This window comes from Deminuibacter soli (assembly GCF_003412455.1).
Lineage (GTDB): Bacteria > Bacteroidota > Bacteroidia > Chitinophagales > Chitinophagaceae > Deminuibacter > Deminuibacter soli.
This window is the reverse complement of sequence record NZ_QTJU01000003.1, coordinates 280,953-296,719: the sequence shown is the minus strand read 5'-3', so window position 1 is coordinate 296,719 and position 15,767 is coordinate 280,953. Positions and strand designations below refer to the sequence as shown.

Genomic DNA, 15,767 nt, shown 5'->3' with positions numbered 1-15,767 from the left:
CATTTTGCCCTATGAAAAACTTTTCTGGTGCTTTAAGTGTATAATAATTTGGTACTTAACTTGTATAACACACACTCTTGATATAGCTTTAACACATGGAAATATTGCATGTAAGCGCGGAATGTTACCCTGTAGCCAAGGCCGGTGGTCTTGGGGATGTAGTAGGAGCCCTGCCCAAATACCAGAACAAAATGGGTCACCAGAGCAAAGTGGTGATGCCCATGTACCGTACCAAATTTCTTTACCAGAACCAGTTTGATGTAGACTTTAAAGGCCGTACCCATATCGGCGACTATTGGTTCGATTTTACAATTATCCGGGAGAAAACCCGGAAACTCGGTTTTGATCTTTACCTTGTAGATATTAACGGATTGCTTGACCGTGAGCGCATTTATGGCTACCACGACGATACCGAACGTTTTATGGCCTTCCAGGTAGCTGTCATTAACTGGATTAACCACTGGGAACACAAACCCGACGTAATCCACTGCCACGATCATCACACCGCCATGATCCCGTTTATGATACAGCATTGTTATGAGTACAACCGCCTGGCCAATGTGCCCACGGTACTCACCATACACAATGCACAGTACCAGGGCTGGATGGGTTGGGACAAAAGCAATTACATACCCGCATGGGATCCCTGGAAAGGTGGCCTGCTGGAATGGAAAAACACCATTAACCCGCTGGCATGCGGCATACGCTGCGCCTGGAAAGTAACCACCGTAAGCTGGAGTTACCTGGACGAGCTGAAATACATGAGCAACGGCCTGGAGGCATTGTTTGAATATGAAAAAGGAAAATGTGTGGGTATCCTCAACGGCATCGATGCCGAAGTATGGGATCCCGCAACCGACCCAATGATTAGCACCGGTTATAACCCCGATACTGTTGAAGAAGGCAAGGCGGCCAGTAAAAAAAGCCTCTGCGCCGAATTTGAACTCGACGAACAAAACCCACTGATTGTCTTTATCGGTCGTTTGGTTGGAGAAAAAGCGGCCGATATTTTGCCTGATGCTATACTGTCGGCATTGTACAGTATGCAGGGAAAAGTGAACTTCCTGATTCTCGGCAGCGGCGAGCCACACATAGAGTGGCAGCTGAACCAGCTGAAGGGACATTTCCCCGGCAATTACAATGTATTTATCGGTTACGATGAAGCCCTGAGCCACCGCATTTATGCAGGCGCCGATTTCCTGCTGATGCCCAGCAGGGTAGAGCCCTGCGGATTGAACCAGATGTATGCCATGAAGTATGGTACGGTACCTATGGTGCGCAATACCGGCGGTTTACGCGATACCGTTACCGATATGGGCGACTGGCAGGGCTGGGGCATACGGTTCAACCATGCCAGTGTAGGAGACGTTACCTACTCGGTTAACCGCGCCGTAGAAGCCTTCGCCGATAAAGAACACCTGCATTGGATGCGGCAGCATATGATGTCAATAGACCACAGTTGGGAAAATTCCGTACAACAATATATCAACGTGTATCAAAGTATTAAACCCTAATAAAATAAGGTTATGGCTAAAATCAATATTAACAAATGTGTGCTTGCTGTAATTCTCGGTGGAGGCGCCGGAACCCGCCTTTACCCGCTAACCGCCAGCAGATCAAAACCCGCGGTGCCCATTGCAGGCAAATACCGCCTCGTAGACATTCCCATCAGTAACTGTATCAATTCTGAAATCAGCCGCATGTTTGTGCTGACGCAGTTTAACTCTGCCTCACTCAACAAACACATTAAAAACACCTATCACTTCGGTGCCTTCAGCCAGGGATTTGTAGACATCCTCGCTGCAGAACAAACACCCGATAACCCGGGATGGTTTCAGGGTACAGCAGATGCTGTAAGGCAGTCGCTGCGCCATATCTACAATTTCGATTTCGAGTATGTGCTCATCCTCAGCGGTGACCAGCTGTACCAGATCGATTTTATGGAGATGGTGATGAACCACCAGGAAAAAGGCGCGGATATTTCCATCGCTACCATACCCGTTGCAGAAAGGGAGGCATCCGACTTCGGTATCCTGAAGGCAAATGATGAACACTACATCACTTCCTTTATTGAAAAGCCCAAGAAAGACCTGCTGCCCGATTGGGTAAGCGATACCGGTGAAGAAATGCATGCCAAAGGCAGGGTATACCTGGCTTCTATGGGCATCTACATTTTCAACAGGCATGTACTCACAGAAATACTCAACGAAGTATATCCCGATTATACCGATTTTGGTAAAGAGATCATCCCGCATTGTATTGAGAAATACAAAGTGATCAGCTCGCAGTACGATGGTTACTGGGAAGATATCGGCCATATCTATTCTTTCTACGAAGCCAACCTGGCCCTTGCACAGGATATACCGCCCTTTAACCTGTTCGATGATGCCAAAACCATTTACAGTCGCGCCCGCATGCTGCCGCCTGCTAAAATCAGCGGTTCAGTGCTCGAAAAAACAGTGATCTCCGATGGTTCCATCATTATGGCCAACCGTGTAGAGAACAGTGTTATCGGCATCCGTGCCCGCATAGGTGCAGGTTCATCCATACTCAATACCTATGTAATGGGGAACGATTTTTACGAAACACTCGAACAAATTGCAGAGAACGATAAAAAAGGCATACCGCGCATTGGCGTAGGGGAACGCTGTTATATCAACAGGGCCATACTCGATAAAAACTGCCGCATAGGCAACGATGTACGCATCAACGGCGGCGATCACCTCGAAGACAGTGACCACCCGCTCTACACCATCAAAGATGGCATCGTAGTAGTAAAAAAAGGCGCCGTACTCCACGACGGTTTTATGATATAACACATCGCCGAAGGCGGCTTATCGCCAACAAGCTATCGGCTAGAAGCTTGCAGCTAAAAAACATCCGTACCCGGATGTTTTTTTGTATTTTAATGTCATTAAACGATTGCCATGTCACATCCTGCCCCTGCACCCGCGTCTGCGCTGGCACCTGCAGCAGCCAAACCCAGGCTGCGATTGTTACAGATATTCACCATGAGTTTCGGATTTTTAGGAATACAGTTCGGTTTTGCCTTGCAGAATGGCAATACCAGCCGCATATTGCGTTCGTTTGGTGCCAATGTTGATGAGCTGCCCATGTTCTGGATTGTAGCGCCCCTGGTAGGCATGATTATACAACCCATTATTGGCCATTACAGCGACCATACCTGGAACCGCCTTGGCCGACGCAAACCCTACTTTTTAACCGGTGCATTGCTCAGTGCCACGGCCCTTGCTTTTTTACCCAACTCAGGCGCAATGGCAGGCATTATCCCGGCTTTATGGATAGGTGCAGGTATGGTAATGGTAATGGACGCCTCTTTCAACATTGCTATGGAACCCTTTCGAGCATTGGTGGCCGATAACCTGCCCGATGCACAGCGCACCAGGGGATTTGCCATACAAACCTTTTTGATAGGTGTAGGTGCCGTTGCAGGCTCTGCGCTGCCTTCGTTTATGGCAGACCTCAGTAAACGCTATGCAGCCCATGCAGGTGAAAGCGGCTGGCAGGCATGGCTGGCCAAAGCAGGCTCACAGGTGGCAGACAGCTCAGGCGTTGCCAACAACATACGCTACTCGTTTTACATCGGCGCTATCATTTTTGTGGCTGCCATACTCGTTACTGTTTTCTTTAGCAAAGAATACCCGCCTGCTGAATATGAACGCTATCATGGCAAACCCGATGCAGCTGCAAAGGAAGCAGGACTTAAAAGCATTTTTAAAGACTTCCGCAATATGCCCAGAACCATGCGGCAGCTGGGTTTGGTGCAATTTTTTTCCTGGTTCGCGCTCTTCAGCATGTGGGTATTTACCACCGATGCCGTAGCCACGCATGTATACGGTTTGCCAGCCAGCGATACCAAATCTGTCACCTATAATGATGCCGGTAATATGGTTGGCTCAGCCTTTGGCATTTACAACTTTGTAGCGGCAGGTTATGCCCTGCTGCTGCCTGTACTGGCGCGTTATATTGGCCGCAGGGCCACACATGCCATTTCATTGCTGGCAGGTGGTGCGGGACTGATTTCCATTTACTTTATCAAAGATCCCGCAATGCTGAAAGTGTCCATGATAGGCGTGGGACTGGCCTGGGCAAGCATACTCGCCATGCCCTACGTAATATTATCGGGTTCCATACCTGCAGGTAAACTGGGCATTTACATGGGCATCTTTAATTTCTTTATCACCCTGCCGCAAATAGTCAACGGCATCTTTGGCGGGCCTATTGTAAAACATTTATACGGCAACCAACCCATCTATGCCATTGTGCTGGCAGGCTTCTGCATGATCTGCGCAGCCATCTGTGTACTATTTGTATACGATGCAGGCGCCATCCGCATCAAACAGGAAAAGCTGGTAAAGCCGGTGGTAAGCTAACCATCAACCATTGAACCATGAAACCATTCAACCATTTAAACTATAGACACCTCACGGTGCTGATGATAGGCTGTTTACTACAGCTGCATGTGGCTGCACAATCCGCCTATGCTACTGTTTACCCGGGCAACTGGTGGGCAGGCATGCAATACAACAAACTGCAGTTGCTGATTAAGGGCGGGTACGATGGCTTCAGCAGTGAAACCGTGCGCATCAACTATCCCGGCATCACACTCACCGGTGTACACAAAGTACAGAATGGCAAATATCTGCTGGCCGATATTAGCATTACCGCAGCAGCCAAACCAGGCATCCCTGCAATTGAATTCATCAGCAATGGTAAAGCCCATGCCGTGCAATGGCCTTTAAAGCCACGCAGGAAAGGCAATGGCACCAGCTATGCGAAAGGGGTTACTTCAGCTGATTTTATTTACCTGCTGATGCCCGACCGCTTCAGCAATGGCGATACAGCCAATGACCGTGTGCCGGGTATGCGTGACCAGTCTTTAAACAGGGATTCTATTTTCCTGCGGCATGGCGGCGATCTGCAGGGTGTCATCAACCACCTCGACTACCTGCAGCAGCTGGGTGTTACCACTGTATGGATGACACCTGTTATTGAAAACGATATGCCCAACCGTACCGAACACGGGTATGCCTTCACCAATCACTACAGCATAGAACCCAGGCTGGGCGGGGCAGATGCTTACCTGCGCCTGAGTGATTCACTGCACGCACGCGGCATGAAACTGATACAGGATGCCGTGTACAATCATGTGGGGCTGTATCATTTCCTGGTACAGGATCCGCCTGCACCGGACTGGCTGCACCAATGGCCGAAGTATACGCAAACCAGTTTTAAAGACCAGCCTGTGTTTGACCCGCATGGCGCTGCTGCTGACAAAAAGATCACGACAGACGGCTGGTTTACACCCGAAATGCCCGACCTCAACCAACAGAACCCGTATGTAGCCAACTTCCTTATACAACATGCCATCTGGAGTGTAGAACAATTCGGGGTAGACGGCTGGCGTATCGATACTTATATTTACAACGACCTGCCTTTTATGAATCGCTGCAACCAGGCGTTGATAAAAGAATACCCGCGCATGACCATGTTTGGTGAAGCCTGGGTAGGCAGCACTGCCAACCAGGCATATTTTGCAGCCAATACTATTCAAACACCGTTTAAAAGTAACCTGCAGGGCGTGGTAGATTTCCAGTGCAATTTCAACGGCATTAATGCAGCGCTGGCGGGAGATGCGACAGACGGGGTATTTAAATTATACAACACCCTCAGCAACGATTTCCTGTATGTGAATCCCATGCGCAACGTGGTGTTTCTTGATAACCATGACATGAGCCGTTTTTATTCGCAGGTAAAAGAGAATGTAGCCAGGCAGAAAGCAGGTATCGGCTGGCTGCTTACAGCCCGTGGTATTCCGCAAATGTATTATGGTACCGAAATATTGATGAAAGGCATCTCCAATCCCGATGGCTGGGTACGCCTCGATTTTCCCGGCGGCTTTCCCGGAGATGCCCGTAGTGCCTTTACCGGCGCGGGTTTAAGTGATGATGAAAAAGCCGTGCAGCAATACACCCGCACACTGGCCAACTACCGCAAAAACTCACCCGCACTCACCAACGGCCAGTTAATGCAGTACCTGCCTGACAATGGGCTGTATGTATACTTCAGGTATACGTCCACCCAAACTATCATGTGCATACTCAACGCGACAGACCAAACCCGCAGTTTCGCCTTTGCTGATTATGCCGAACGTACAAAAGGCTTCACCAAAGTAAAAGACGTACTCAACAACAATTTATTCAACATGCAGCCCACCAACGATATACCCGCCCAAACCATTCTCATCTACGAACTGCAACGCTGAAATCGTGAGTAGTGAGTGGTGAGTAGTGAGTGCCTGAAATCGATCGTCAGGGAAGCTTAGTCATTGTAAAATAAATCTTCGCTTTAGTCAACTCACCACTCAATGTCGTTTAATTAACAGCTTCTTTGCGCCCTTTGTGGGTTTTCCCTTTGTGTTCTTTGCGGTAAAAATATTAATCACACTTAACTAAACGATATTCACTCACCACTGCCCACTCACCAAAAATTCACTTTTCACTATTGACTATTCACACATATGTAAACTTCCCGAAGGGTAATCTCTAAACAAACGCACTAAACCCCGTAATCGCCCGTCCCACAATCAGCGAATTGATTTCCTTGGTTCCTTCATAACTGTAAATGGCTTCTGCATCTGCAACAAAGCGCGCCACATTGTATTGCAGCAAAATACCATTGCCGCCCATTACTTCACGCGCACGGCTTACCACATCCCTCGTGCGCAGGGTACAGAATACCTTAGCCAGCGACGCATGTTCATCAGTCAGTTTGTTTTCATCCTGCAATTGTGATAAACGGAACACCATGGTTTGCATGGCCGTGAGGTTCGAAAGCATTTCTACCAGGTGGTTCTGCATCAGCTGGAATGATGCGATAGGCTTACCAAACTGTTTGCGTTCGCGGGTATAATGCAGGGCATTTTCGTAGGCGCCACGCGCGCAGCCTACGGCTTCCCAGGCAACGCCGGCACGGGTCATACGCAATACGCGGGCAGTATCTTTAAAACTATTGGCCTGTTGCAGGCGGTCGCTTTCAGTTACGGTACAGTTGGTTAAAGTGATCAACCCATTCTGCACAATACGCAGCGCCATCTTGTCTTCCATTTTATCTACCTGCAGTCCTGGTGTGTTTTTGCGCACCAGGAAGCCCTTTACATTATTGTCGTCAACATCGCGTGCCCATATAATAATCACATCGGCAAAAGTGGCATTGCCAATCCATTTCTTTTGCCCATTCAATACCCAGCTATCCCCGTTACGTTTGGCAGTAGTAGTTAAACCGCCCGCAGCGCCGGAACCTACTTCGGGTTCAGTTAAACCGAATGCGCCAATGAGTTTCAGCTGCTGCATATCCGGCAGCCATTCCTGTTTCTGTTCATCAGATCCGAGCATGTATATACTGCCCATTGCCAGGCCGCTCTGCACGCCGAAAAAAGTGGCAAACGATGCATCAACCCTTGCCATTTCCATGGCCAGTATACCTTCCATTAAATTGGACTTGCCGGGGCAGCCATAGCCTTTGTAGGTAACCCCGCAAATATCCAGTTCAGCCAGTTTGGGAACCAGTTCAAATGGAAATTCAGCGCGCAGCCAGTATTTATTTACCAGCGGCTGCACTTCGGTTTCCATAAAGCTGCGCACTTTCCGTTGCAGTGCACGTTCTTCTTCGGTTAACAGCTCATCGAGGTGGTAAAAATCACCATTAATAGGAGGGAGTTCTTTTTTGCGGGGTTTGCCATTGGCAGCCAACATTTTCATTAAACCCTGCAACTGTTTGTCATCAAGGTTGCTCACATGCTGCATCACCGCACCAAGGTCAACCTTAGCGGCAAGACGGTTCAGGGCATCTATGTCAATATGCTGATACAAATGCCAGGCTTGTTTTATCTTTCTGAAAAAACTCATACGGCAAAATTTGGTGAGAAGTTACGAAAGGTATGCCAGAAGGCAGGCGTTTAACAGTTTAAGGTTTGATGTTTAAAGTTTCACAAACAATAAAACCATTAACCTTCGCTGGTGCTACCTCGGGGAAGGCTGGTTCAAAAGTTTCAGAAGTTCAATAAAACGATTGCCTGCACAGGCTTGGTTACGCTGACAAGTGCATACGGCCATAAAAAAAGGACTTTTTTCAAAGTCCTTCATTATTTAAATATGCTTGCTTACATATGCCTCTTCGCTTCGTAGCTCAGTACCTCGCTTACTACTTCATGCAGCGAACCTTTTTTATCGGTCATCAGGTATTCCAGCAGCAGTTTATTGAGGTCGAGGCCGGTGGCGTTAGGGGGCAGTGTATTGGCCAGCTGGTTAACCACCAGCATGTTTTGTTCTTTCAGATTTTTTACCGCGTTCCATGCATCACTGCTTACATAAATATGCTGGGTAATATTGTATTCAAATTCTTCTTTAATGCTGTGGGTAAGCATCAGCTGCATATCCCTGGCAGAAATGCCGGGCGTGTTTACACGTGCAATCAGGTTGGGCAGGGCAATCCTGTCTACCAGCAGGGTAAGGCGTTCGTAAGCCTGTAACTGTAATTGGCCTGCACCCTCGGTTTTGCTTCTGGCAGCTGCGTCTTCCTGTGCCTTTTTCAATTTACCGTTAAGGAAATACCAAACGCCCGCTGCACCAGCTGCTGCGCCTGCCACAAAAGGAATAATGTTCGATGAATCTAACATGCTCATTTTTATTAAGGGTTGATACTGTTTAATTATTGTTGCCGGGTTAAACCTCCGGCACATTGTAACCGGATTGATTGTTTAAACACGAAATACCCGAATAAGAACGAATAATGCAAATTATTTATTACGTAATTCGTAAAAACGTGCTTTGGGTGTTGTACTACTTTCGTAATATGGAAACAACAGCGATCGCACCGGTTAGTATTACACCACTGGCGGTAGAGCAATTGAAGAAATGGATGGATGCCCCCGGTTTCGATACCACCCAGCGCGTGCGTGTTGGCGTAAAGGGCGCCGGCTGCAGCGGTATGGGTTTTGTGCTGGGCTTCGATCACCCGCAAACAGGCGATATGCTGTTCGAATGCGAAGGACTGCCCTGCGTTATCAATGCCGCACAACAACTGTATGTATTCGGTATGCAAATAGACTGGCAGGACAATGAACACAGCCGCGGTTTCACGTTTTCAAGTACAAAATAGAGCCAGTTATTAGCTGATAGCTGATAGCGGTTAGCTAAGAGAAACCTTGTTAAATAAAAAAGATGCCCGCGAAGCCAGGCATCCTTTTTTAAAATATATCGTTCCCGAAAAGTAAATAAGTCTTCGCTTCGTTCCATTCACTATTGACTATTCAGTATTCACTCGTACCCCTCGCTTCATTCTATTCACTACCCACACTCACTCTCCACTCACTGGCTTACCTGTTCGATTCACGCCTCGTTGGCTGTGCAGGCGGCGGTGTAGCTGGTTTTGGTGCCGGGCGCGGGGCAGCTGCAGGTCTTGTCTGCTGCGGACGTGCCGGTAATACCCTTGGCTGCGGCTGCGTTGCGGGTGCAGGTTGTGTTTGCGGCGGACGCGATTGCACCGGCCTGCTCTGCTGCTGTTGTTGCAGTTGCTGCTGGCGCTGCTGTTCCATAATGCGCCTGTTGCGTTCTGCCGCTTCATTCAGCTGTTGCTGGTTGGTGGCAGGCAGTGTTTGCCTCGGCTGTTGCGGCGTAACCGTTGGTCTTGTTACAGGCTGCTGCGGTTGCGTAACAGGCGGCTGTACCTGTGGCTGCTGTACAGGTGCAGGTGTTGAAGGGCGCGGCTGGTTAAAATCAGTGCCCGGGCGAATGCTCGGTCTTGTTGCCGGCGGCTGAATCTGTGGTTGCTGCTGAACAGGGGCCGGGTTATTGTTAACAGGCCTTGTTGTTGGGCCTGCAGGCAATGTATTGCCGGGTGTTACGGTAGGCCTGTTCTGCAGGTTATTCGCAGGCGGCTGTAAGGTATTGCCGTTTGCAGGTGCCTGCCCGTTTACGTTACGGCCACCGTTAGACAGGGTATTGCCTGCCGGCTGGCTTGTGTTACGCGGCACCGGCCTGTATACCTGCAGGTTATTACGGTTTACCGTTGTGGCGCCAGGACGTGTGGTACTGGTTACCTGTAACGGTGTAATACGTGAGTTGGTATACCTTTCTGCTTCACGGCGGTCAGGACCTACCGCATAATTGATGTTTCGGTAAGTATTGGTATTGTTGATAATAGTGGTGTTATTGATAATGGTAACATTCTGCGTTCTGTTTACATAGTAGTTGTTCACATTACGGTTGTTGATGTACCTGCGCTGTACAAACGACCAGCGGTCTGGCGGAATATTTACCACGCCGCCGGGTGCTACACCAGGACCAAGCGGTGCCCAGCCGTAATAATCACCGCCTGTACGCCAGCTAACCCATGCCGGTGCCCATTGGTAACCTGGCACCCACAGCCAGCCGCCGTAGTTGGGCTCAAATGCCCAGCGGCCGTAGTGAAAGGGCGCCCAGCCCCAGCTGTAATTAGATACCCAGGTCCAGCCATAAGTAGAATAGGCCCAGTAACCATTGCTGCTGTAGGGACTAAAACCGGGTGCATTGCATACCCAGGCCTGTCCGTAAGCGGGCGTGTTTACCCAGTTTCCGTAAGGACTTAATTCGTTGTAAAAGTCGTTGTAAGTGACGTTGGGCTCCGCTGCATACTGGTTGTCAGTATAACCATCGCTGTACTGTGGGGGCGGTGCAGAAGCATTGGGATCTGTGTAGGGATCGTTACTTTGACCGGTCGTTTGGTACGTAGTACTACAAGAAAAAGCAGTAACTATGGTTGTTGCAGCAAGAAGCCATATCAGGGTTTGTTTCATGGCTTTGATAATTTAAAACTAATGATTGTTAACTTATGCAATTGTAAAGGTGCAAGCTTAATACCAAAGCCAGGGTTAAACGGCACTTTATCAATCCTTTTACATTCAATGGTACAATACATTCTGTATTCAGACAAAATAAATAATTAAATTATTGATATTTAATTAGATATGACAATTGTTAAAGAATTAACATAAGGAGCGGAATTGTGCCGGATACCTGTTTTGAATAGACGAACCGTTTTCCGGCAACCTGTAAACGTAACAAAACCTGGAATATTTCACGTTACAGTATAAGTATATATGCAAGTTGATAGGTGATGTAACGTTGAACGCAGTTCAAAAGGTTCAATTGTTTCAAAGTTCCATTCGCTTGCCCCTGCAAAAATTGAACATTTGAACTGCTGAAACCATTGAACTCCTGCGTCAAACTTTAAACCTTCAACAAAAAAGTGAAACCCAGCCGGCTTATCAGGGCCAACCGGGTTTCGAGATAACACTTCCTTACATACTAATACGAGGTATGAAAACAATACGTTGGGTAGTATTGAAAAAAAAAGGCCATCCCGGGGAACCGGGACGGCGTTTGTGTTTGGACATGGCTGTGGTGCACTACTCCAGCACCCAGCATTTTTAGCATTGCTTAGGAATTAATGATCCCTGCACGCTTTAATAATTTCCTGTTTTCCCTTTTATGAATCAACTGGTAAACCATAGTATATAAAATCGGTAGAATCAACAGGGTGAGAATGGTAGAGGTGATCAGGCCACCAATTACCACAATTGCCAGCGGTTTCTGTGTTTCACTGCCTATGCCATGACTAACGGCTGCAGGCAGCAAACCAATGGCAGCCATCAGGGCCGTCATTACCACAGGGCGTACCCTTGATATTACACCGTGTAAAATAGCCTGGTGTAAAGTCATCTTTGCTTCCAGGTTTTTACGGAATACACTGATCAATATCACACCGTTTTGAATACACACACCAAACAGCGCAATAAAACCGATACCTGCAGAAATACTGAAGTTCATACCGGTCACATGCAGTGCCAGTATACCGCCGATAAGGGCGAACGGCACGTTCAATATGGTGAGAAGAGAATCTTTTACATTACCGAAAGTGATAAACAAAATCAGGAATATACCCAGCAAACAAATCGGCACCACGGTGGCCAGTGTTTTGGTGGCACGCTGCTGGTTTTCAAACACACCGTTCCAGGTCATTTTATAACCCTGCGGCAGTTTTACTGCTGCGTTTACTTTATCCTGCGCTTCCTGGATAGTGCTGCCCAGGTCACGGCCGCGGATAGAGAATTTAACCGGGATATAGCGTGAGTTATTGTCACGGTATACAAACGCAGGTCCGGTCAATGTCCTGATATTTGAAATCTCACTCAGCGGGATCTTCGTGCTGTCTTGCGTAGGAATACGCAGCTGGCGTATTTTTTCTTCTGTATCCCTGAAATCGCGCTGGTAGCGGATACGGATATCGAATTTACGTTCGCCTTCATACAGCTGTGTTGCTGCCTTACCACCCAGCGCCATTTCAATTACGCTCTGTGCATCGGCTGTGCTTACACCATACAGTGCCATCTTCTGCTGGTCAAGTTCAATCCTGAATTCAGGCTGCCCCAGGTTACGCAGTATACCCAGATCTTCCACACCTTCAATTTTACCCAGTACGCCCTGCACCTTGTTGGCCAGTGAATCGAGGGTATTGAAATCAGGCCCGAATATTTTAACAGCCAGTGATGCCGGGATACCTGCTACGGCTTCATCCACGTTATCGCGGATAGGCTGTGAATAGTTCAGCAACAGGCCCGGTATTTTGCTCAGCTGTTTGTCCATGCTGTCTACCAGGTTATCGGTTGTAGCACCTTTGGGCCATTCAGATTTCGGATACAGGTCTACCGCGATTTCCACGTTAAAGAAACCTTTGGGATCGGTACCGTCATTGGTACGGCCAATCTGTGCCAGTGTATGCCTTACTTCAGGATACTTGCGGATGATTTCACACATCTTGTCGCTTATTTCCTTACTCTGGTTCAGCGAAGCACTCATGGGCAGCTGTGTTTTTACCCACAATGCACCTTCATCAAGATCGGGTAAAAATTCCGAACCCAGGAATTTGAAGGAAAAAAAGCTTAACATCATAAATACAACCGCAATGGTAAGACTGGTCTTCGGGTATTTATAAGTTCTTTCAAACATAAATTTAACCCCGTTCTCAAAGAAGCTTACTACCGGGTTGTGTTTCTCCCGTACATTTTTACGCAGCAGTATGCTCGATAAAGCAGGCACCAGCGTTAACGTAAATATCAGGGCCCCCAGCAACGCAAAGCTCAGTGTGTAGGCAAGGGGAGAGAACATTTTACCTTCCACTTTCTGGAATGCGAAAATGGGTATCAGACAGGTAATGATAATGAGTTTGGAGAAGAAAATGGCCTTACCCATTTCGGTACCTACCTGTTTAAACAAGCCCAGCTTAGCCAGCTTGTTGAATTTCTCCATACCTACTTCCCTGGCACGATGGTCGAGCGCCACAAACAGCCCTTCTACCATTACCACGGCACCGTCAATGATAATACCAAAGTCAACCGCACCCATTGAAAGCAGGTTGGCTGCCATGCCTTTGATGCGCATACACATAAATGCGAACAACAGGGCCAGCGGGATAATGATACTCACCGTTACCGTAGTACGCCAATCGGCCATAAACAGCAACACGATACAGGTTACCAGCACAATGCCTTCCAGCAGGTTATGGATAACCGTGTGGGTGGCAAATTCCATGAGCGTGGTGCGGTCGTAAAACGGAACAATTTTTACATCATTGGGTAAGATGCCGTTGTTCAGTTCTTCTACCTTTTCGTGAATGCGGTCGAGCACCTCGGCGGCGTTCTCACCTTTGCGCATTACCACGATGCCTTCAATCACATCACTCGTGCTGTCGAGGCTTACCAGGCCCAAACGCGGCTTGCCGGCTTCTTTTACCTGCGCCACATTTTTCACCAGTATGGGTACACCATTTATTTTGGTGATGATGATGTTTTCTATCTCGGCAATATTGTTCAGCAAACCAATGCCACGCACTACATAGGCCTGGCCGTTGCGTTCAATTACATCGCCGCCTACATTAATATTGCTTTTTGAAACGGCATTGTACACATCCAGTGAGGTCATGCCGTATTTGGTCAGCAGGTTGGGGTTTACGCTTATTTCAAAGCTGCGTTCTTCACCGCCGAAACAGTTTACGTCTGCCACGCCTGATACGCTTTTGAACTGCCTGTCGAGCACCCATGACTGAATGGTGAACAGGTCGCGCACATTGCGGGTAGGACTTTTCAGCGTGTAGCGGTAAATTTCACCTGTTGGGCCGTAAGGCGGTTCTACTTCGGGTTTTACATCATCCGGCAGGTCAACATTCAGGATGCGGCTCATTACCTGCTGGCGTGCAAAGGCGTCATCTACGTCATCATCAAAAATGAGACGCACATAAGACAAACCGAATGATGAAGTGGTACGCAGGTTGATTTTCTTCTGCACCGAGTTCAGTACTGTTTCGAGGGGAATGGTAACAAATTTTTCCACTTCCTCGGCACTGCGGCCCGGCCATTGGGTAATGATGATGATCTGCGTATTGGTTACGTCAGGAAAGGTTTCGATAGGGGTGTTGCGGTAACTGATAAACCCTATCACCCCCAGTACCGCTGTAAGAAAGAACACCAGGTACCGGTGACGTAATGAAAAATGTATAATTCTCTTGATGAATTTGTTCATTATTAGCTTTTTAACAGTTGCTCGAACACCAGTAACTGGTTTTGCGTAATTACCTGCTGGCCCTGGTTCAGCGCGCCTGTGTTTACATATGTTTTGTCGCCCACGGTTTTAATAATATCCACTTCAGCAATTTTCATATCGCTTTTGCTGCCATAGATTACCACATAATCTTTACCGTTCTGCGAAATCAGCGCCCTTGTTGGAATACACAATGCTTTGGTGGCTTCCAGGTTAGACACGATTACCTTGGCAAACATTTCCGGCTTCAGCAGCAGGCCATCATTTTTGAGGCTGATGCGTACACGCAGGGCTTTGTTGCTGGGGTCGAGCACTTCGCTCATTTTGTCAATCTTGCCCTGGAATATTTTGTCAGGATAAGCCAGTGTGGTTACCTGTACATTCACGCCTTCTTTTACTTTGGGAATATCGGTTTCAAATACATTGGCCCAAACCCATACGTCCTGCAGACTGGATATGGTAAACATGTTATCGCTTGCATCGCTGCGGATAAAGCTGCCGGCATTCACTTTCTTCTCAACAATATAACCGCTGATGGGCGCTGTAATTACATAAGTACCGCCCGGTTTGGTACTGCCGCCGCTGTTGATGTTCAGTACGGCTTCTATTTTGCGTTTTGCAGCCAGGGCTTTCTGGTAATTCTGCTGTGCATCTGTATAATCTTTTTCGCTGGCTATACCGCTCTGGTACAGCGACTGTGTGTTATCCAGCTGGCGTTTGGCGATGGCGATATCTGCATCTGCACCGCTAAGGTCGGCGTAACCACCGGCCACATCGGCACTTTTAATCACTGCCAGTACCTGGCCTGCCTGCACTTTATCGCCCAGTGTTACTTTCGATTCCAGTACCTGGCCGCTGGTGCGGGCAAATACTTTTACCACGGCGTTATCATTAAAGCTCACTTCACCGCTTAAGGTAATGGCATCGTCGATATTGCAGAAACCAACGGTATCTGTTTTTACCATACGGGCCATGGTATCGCTGAGCTCAAATTTCTTTGCTTCTTCTTTGGGCGGGGTCGGAGCCTTGCATGCTGCCATTGAAAGGGCAGAGGCCAAAGCTCCCAACAGTAAGTAGTGGCGCATAACTGGTGGCTTTTCGTTGTATGTAATA

Annotated in this window: 10 protein-coding genes; 5 read left to right on the top strand and 5 right to left on the bottom strand. The window is 48.0% G+C overall.

Annotated elements, in window-relative coordinates:
* Nucleotides 1-95: 95 nt before the first annotated feature.
* The 4 genes from DXN05_RS11600 to DXN05_RS11585 all read left to right on the top strand — a co-directional run bounded on the left by DXN05_RS11600 (nucleotide 96) and on the right by DXN05_RS11585 (nucleotide 6,286).
* Entirely contained in the window at nucleotides 96-1,514 is a 1,419-nt protein-coding gene (locus DXN05_RS11600) for a glycogen synthase (RefSeq protein ID WP_116847408.1), read from the top strand.
* A gap of 12 nt (nucleotides 1,515-1,526) precedes the next feature.
* Entirely contained in the window at nucleotides 1,527-2,816 is a 1,290-nt protein-coding gene (locus tag DXN05_RS11595; protein ID WP_116847407.1) for a glucose-1-phosphate adenylyltransferase, read from the top strand.
* A 111-nt stretch (nucleotides 2,817-2,927) separates the two neighbouring features.
* Nucleotides 2,928-4,394 (top strand): MFS transporter, encoded by a 1,467-nt coding sequence (locus DXN05_RS11590; RefSeq protein WP_211330027.1) that lies wholly within the window; start codon nucleotides 2,928-2,930, stop codon nucleotides 4,392-4,394.
* Between the two features lie 17 nt (nucleotides 4,395-4,411).
* Nucleotides 4,412-6,286: a glycoside hydrolase family 13 protein gene (locus DXN05_RS11585; protein ID WP_170148872.1), complete on the top strand. Its 1,875-nt coding sequence runs from the start codon at nucleotides 4,412-4,414 to the stop codon at nucleotides 6,284-6,286.
* 280 nt (nucleotides 6,287-6,566) lie between these two features.
* On the opposite strand, the gene DXN05_RS11580 is transcribed toward DXN05_RS11585, so the two are convergent.
* Nucleotides 6,567-7,928, bottom strand: coding sequence for an acyl-CoA dehydrogenase family protein (locus DXN05_RS11580; protein ID WP_116847405.1), 1,362 nt, complete (start codon nucleotides 7,926-7,928; stop codon nucleotides 6,567-6,569).
* A 254-nt stretch (nucleotides 7,929-8,182) separates the two neighbouring features.
* The gene (locus tag DXN05_RS11575) at nucleotides 8,183-8,704 is read right to left on the bottom strand and encodes a DUF7935 family protein (RefSeq protein WP_245975189.1); all 522 of its coding nucleotides are present in this window, start codon (nucleotides 8,702-8,704) and stop codon (nucleotides 8,183-8,185) included.
* A 170-nt stretch (nucleotides 8,705-8,874) separates the two neighbouring features.
* Here DXN05_RS11575 and DXN05_RS11570 point away from each other — a divergent pair, with 170 nt between their 5' ends.
* Complete coding sequence (locus DXN05_RS11570) at nucleotides 8,875-9,180, top strand: HesB/IscA family protein (RefSeq protein ID WP_116847585.1); 306 nt, start codon at nucleotides 8,875-8,877, stop codon at nucleotides 9,178-9,180.
* Between the two features lie 217 nt (nucleotides 9,181-9,397).
* Here DXN05_RS11570 and DXN05_RS11565 read toward each other — a convergent pair whose 3' ends face one another.
* The 3 genes from DXN05_RS11565 to DXN05_RS11555 all read right to left on the bottom strand — a co-directional run bounded on the left by DXN05_RS11565 (nucleotide 9,398) and on the right by DXN05_RS11555 (nucleotide 15,739).
* Nucleotides 9,398-10,855, bottom strand: coding sequence for a DUF6600 domain-containing protein (locus tag DXN05_RS11565; RefSeq protein WP_116847404.1), 1,458 nt, complete (start codon nucleotides 10,853-10,855; stop codon nucleotides 9,398-9,400).
* Between the two features lie 643 nt (nucleotides 10,856-11,498).
* The gene (locus tag DXN05_RS11560) at nucleotides 11,499-14,636 is read right to left on the bottom strand and encodes an efflux RND transporter permease subunit (RefSeq protein WP_116847403.1); all 3,138 of its coding nucleotides are present in this window, start codon (nucleotides 14,634-14,636) and stop codon (nucleotides 11,499-11,501) included.
* Nucleotides 14,637-14,638: 2 nt separating this feature from the next.
* The gene (locus tag DXN05_RS11555; protein ID WP_116847584.1) at nucleotides 14,639-15,739 is read right to left on the bottom strand and encodes an efflux RND transporter periplasmic adaptor subunit; all 1,101 of its coding nucleotides are present in this window, start codon (nucleotides 15,737-15,739) and stop codon (nucleotides 14,639-14,641) included.
* Between the last annotated feature and the right edge of the window lie 28 nt (nucleotides 15,740-15,767).

Excerpts from the sequence above, each read along its gene's own strand:
- DXN05_RS11600 (WP_116847408.1), top strand. The coding sequence starts at position 96 with ATGGAAATATTGCATGTAAGCGCGGAATGTTACCCTGTAGCCAAGGCC.
- DXN05_RS11580 (WP_116847405.1), bottom strand. The coding sequence starts at position 7,928 with ATGAGTTTTTTCAGAAAGATAAAACAAGCCTGGCATTTGTATCAGCAT.
- DXN05_RS11560 (WP_116847403.1), bottom strand. The coding sequence starts at position 14,636 with ATGAACAAATTCATCAAGAGAATTATACATTTTTCATTACGTCACCGG.
- DXN05_RS11595 (WP_116847407.1), top strand. The coding sequence starts at position 1,527 with ATGGCTAAAATCAATATTAACAAATGTGTGCTTGCTGTAATTCTCGGT.
- DXN05_RS11565 (WP_116847404.1), bottom strand. The coding sequence starts at position 10,855 with ATGAAACAAACCCTGATATGGCTTCTTGCTGCAACAACCATAGTTACT.
- DXN05_RS11585 (WP_170148872.1), top strand. The coding sequence starts at position 4,412 with ATGAAACCATTCAACCATTTAAACTATAGACACCTCACGGTGCTGATG.
- DXN05_RS11555 (WP_116847584.1), bottom strand. The coding sequence starts at position 15,739 with ATGCGCCACTACTTACTGTTGGGAGCTTTGGCCTCTGCCCTTTCAATG.
- DXN05_RS11575 (WP_245975189.1), bottom strand. The coding sequence starts at position 8,704 with ATGAGCATGTTAGATTCATCGAACATTATTCCTTTTGTGGCAGGCGCA.
- DXN05_RS11570 (WP_116847585.1), top strand. The coding sequence starts at position 8,875 with ATGGAAACAACAGCGATCGCACCGGTTAGTATTACACCACTGGCGGTA.
- DXN05_RS11590 (WP_211330027.1), top strand. The coding sequence starts at position 2,928 with ATGTCACATCCTGCCCCTGCACCCGCGTCTGCGCTGGCACCTGCAGCA.